A 4,085-nucleotide genomic window follows, 5' to 3' on the forward strand; every position below is an offset into this window, starting at 1 on the left:
GAAGGTGCGGCTGGATCACCTCCTTTCTAAGGAGCACCTACAATCACCTTGCCTCATGTATGTGAGTGTGGAGGGGTTGTCAGGAGTACGCCCGTTGCGCAGACGCAAGTTCTGCGGCGGGTGCTCACGGGTGGAATATCAACAAATAGCGGCCGCTGCGTTTTCCGCGGCACCCAGTACGGACCCTCTCTTGAGAGTGGTCCTGGAACGGTGCGGCGGGGGGTATGGCGGTTTAGTGTTTGGCACACTGTTGGGTCCTGAGACAACAGGACCGGTTTCCATGGCTGTTGGCTGTGGTTCCGGGACTTGTGTTTCTGGTTTCCTGGCTGCACCGATCACACGGTTGTTCCCTTTGGGGGGCGTGTGTGGGGTGTGTGGTACGGGGTTGTTGTTTGAGAACTACATAGTGGACGCGAGCATCTTTTATAAGAAGCAATTTCCAAGAATATGAACCTGGATCTGACCTGGGCGCCTTTGGGTGTGTGGGTTGGTTTTCATGGTTCTCTCGTGAATTAGTTTTTTTGATCTTTTGTGGTCAAGTTTTTAAGAGCACACGGTGGATGCCTTGGCATTAGGAGCCGAAGAAGGACGTAGGAATCTGCGATAAGCCTGGGGGAGTCGATAACCGGACTGTGATCCCAGGGTGTCCGAATGGGGAAACCCCGCCAGGGGCGCGAGTTACCTGGTGACCCGCATCTGAACACATAGGGTGCGTGGAGGGAACGCGGGGAAGTGAAACATCTCAGTACCCGCAGGAAGAGAAAACAATAGTGATTCCGTCAGTAGTGGCGAGCGAACGCGGATCAGGCTAAACCGTTCCATGTGTGATAGCCGGCGGGCGTTGCATGGTCGGGGTTGTGGGACTTCCCACTCCAGCTCTGCCGGGCTGGGAAGGTGAGTAGTACAGGCATAGGTGAACGGTCTTGAAAGGCCGGCCAGAGAGGGTGTGAGCCCCGTAACCGAAATGTTGTGTACCGCCTGGTGAAGTATCCCAAGTAGCACGGGGCCCGAGAAATCCCGTGCGAATCTGTCAGGACCACCTGATAAGCCTAAATACTCCCTAATGACCGATAGCGGACCAGTACCGTGAGGGAAAGGTGAAAAGTACCCCGGGAGGGGAGTGAAACAGTACCTGAAACCGTGTGCTTACAATCCGTCGGAGCCAGTCTGATTCTGGTGACGGCGTGCCTTTTGAAGAATGAGCCTGCGAGTTAGTGTTACGTCGCGAGGTTAACCCGTGTGGGGAAGCCGYAGCGAAAGCGAGTCTGAATAGGGCGTTGCAGTGGCGTGATCTAGACCCGAAGCGAAGTGATCTACCCATGGCCAGGTTGAAGCGACGGTAAGACGTCGTGGAGGACCGAACCCACTTCAGTTGAAAATGGAGGGGATGAGCTGTGGGTAGGGGTGAAAGGCCAATCAAACTTCGTGATAGCTGGTTCTCCCCGAAATGCATTTAGGTGCAGCGTTGCGTGTTTCTTACCGGAGGTAGAGCTACTGGATGGCTAATGGGCCCTACAAGGTTACTGACGTCAGCCAAACTCCGAATGCCGGTAAGTGAGAGCGCAGCAGTGAGACTGTGGGGGATAAGCTTCATAGTCGAGAGGGAAACAGCCCAGACCACCAACTAAGGCCCCTAAGCGTGTGCTAAGTGGGAAAGGATGTGGAGTTGCGAAGACAACCAGGAGGTTGGCTTAGAAGCAGCCATCCTTAAAAGAGTGCGTAATAGCTCACTGGTCAAGTGATTCCGCGCCGACAATGTAGCGGGGCTCAAGTACACCGCCGAAGTTGTGGATTTCAGATATTAGCTAAGCCGCCCCTTGTGGGTTGGTTCAGGCGTCTGGAGTGGTAGGGGAGCGTCGTGTGGGCAGTGAAGTCGCGGTGTAAACCAGCGGTGGAGCCTACACGAGTGAGAATGCAGGCATGAGTAGCGAAAGACGGGTGAGAAACCCGTCCGCCGAATGATCAAGGGTTCCAGGGTCAAGCTAATCTGCCCTGGGTAAGTCGGGACCTAAGGCGAGGCCGACAGGCGTAGTCGATGGACAACGGGTTGATATTCCCGTACCGGCGAAAAACCGCCCATGCTGAACAGGGGATACTAACCGCCCGAGACCTGCCCGATCGCCCTTGTGGTGTGAGGGTTTTGGTGGAGCGCGGGACCTGATCCTGGGAGGCAAGCGTATTAACAGGTGTGACGCAGGAAGGTAGCCAAGCCGGGCGATGGTTGTCCCGGTCTAAGGATGTAGGGCGAACGGTAGGCAAATCCGCCGTTCATGATGCCTGAGACCCGATGGGACCCCCGTATGGGGGGATTTGGTGATCCTATGCTGCCGAGAAAAGCATCGACGCGAGGTTTTAGCCGCCCGTACCCCAAACCGACACAGGTGATCAGGTAGAGAATACTAAGGCGATCGAGAGAATTATGGTTAAGGAACTCGGCAAAATGMCCCCGTAACTTCGGGAGAAGGGGGGCCCCCATCGTGATGGACACTTGCTGTCCGGAGCGTGCAGGGGCCGCAGAGACCAGGGGGAAGCGACTGTTTACTAAAAACACAGGTCCGTGCGAAGTCGCAAGACGATGTATACGGACTGACTCCTGCCCGGTGCTGGAAGGTTAAGAGGACCGGTTAGCCGCAAGGCGAAGCTGAGAATTTAAGCCCCAGTAAACGGCGGTGGTAACTATAACCATCCTAAGGTAGCGAAATTCCTTGTCGGGTAAGTTCCGACCTGCACGAATGGAGTAACGACTTCCCCGCTGTCTCAACCATAAACTCGGCGAAATTGCAGTACGAGTAAAGATGCTCGTTACGCGCAGCAGGACGGAAAGACCCCGAGACCTTTACTATAGTTTGGTATTGGTGTTCGGAGTGGCTTGTGTAGGATAGGTGGGAGACGTTGAAGCCCGGACGCCAGTTCGGGTGGAGTCATCGTTGAAATACCACTCTGGTCACTTTGGACATCTAACTTCGGCCCGTAATCCGGGTCAGGGACAGTGCCTGATGGGTAGTTTAACTGGGGCGGTTGCCTCCTAAAAAGTAACGGAGGCGCCCAAAGGTTCCCTCAGCCTGGTTGGCAATCAGGTGTCGAGTGTAAGTGCACAAGGGAGCTTGACTGTGAGAGAGACATCTCGAGCAGGGACGAAAGTCGGGACTAGTGATCCGGCGGTACATTGTGGAATGGCCGTCGCTCAACGGATAAAAGGTACCTCGGGGATAACAGGCTGATCTTGCCCAAGAGTCCATATCGACGGCATGGTTTGGCACCTCGATGTCGGCTCRTCGCATCCTGGGGCTGGAGTAGGTCCCAAGGGTTGGGCTGTTCGCCCATTAAAGCGGTACGCGAGCTGGGTTTAGAACGTCGTGAGACAGTTCGGTCCCTATCCGCTGCGCGCGCAGGAAATTTGAGARGGGCTGTCCTTAGTACGAGAGGACCGGGAYGGACGAACCTCTGGTGTGTCAGTTGTACTGCCAAGTGCACCGCTGATTAGCTACGTTCGGATGGGATAACCGCTGAAAGCATCTAAGCGGGAAGCTCGCTTCGAGATGAGATTTCCATACACCTTGTGTGTGAGAGGCCCCCAGCCAGACCACTGGGTTGATAGGCCGGATGTGGAAGCGAGGACTAAAGACTCGTGAAGCTGACCGGTACTAATAGGCCGATAACTTACACCACACACCCTCTTCGTGAACGGATTCAAAAGACGTTCACACCAAGGAGAGGGTACAAAGAAACAAGACTGCTTGCGTCCACTATGTGGTTCCCAACCAACAAACCCGTCACCAGACGGCAGCGTTAGAAGGAACCGACAACAAAATAACAACACCACAACTGCACCCACAAAGGTGCAGGAAGCATGTTGTAACCACAAGTTTTCCCACCACCACCCCCAGGGGCGGAACGGTACGGGAGCAAGGGTTACGGCGGTCATAGCGTGGGGGAAACGCCCGGTCCCATTCCGAACCCGGAAGCTAAGACCCACAGCGCCGATGGTACTGCACCCGGGAGGGTGTGGGAGAGTAGGTCACCGCCGGAACATCATTACACGGTCGAGAGCCCCAACCACAGGTTGGGGCTCTCCCGCATTTAAC

Annotated in this window: 2 rRNA genes; both read left to right on the top strand. The window is 55.3% G+C overall.

Annotated features, from left to right (window positions below):
- Positions 1 to 533: 533 nt before the first annotated feature.
- A 23S ribosomal RNA gene (locus tag AB4Z48_RS40220) occupies positions 534 to 3,669 on the top strand.
- A 244-nt stretch (positions 3,670 to 3,913) separates the two neighbouring features.
- Positions 3,914 to 4,030, top strand: a 5S ribosomal RNA gene (gene rrf / locus AB4Z48_RS40225).
- Positions 4,031 to 4,085 lie beyond the last annotated feature (55 nt).

The sequence above is a fragment of the Cupriavidus sp. 2TAF22 genome (genome assembly GCF_052115045.1).
Taxonomy (GTDB): Bacteria; Pseudomonadota; Gammaproteobacteria; order Burkholderiales; family Burkholderiaceae; genus Cupriavidus.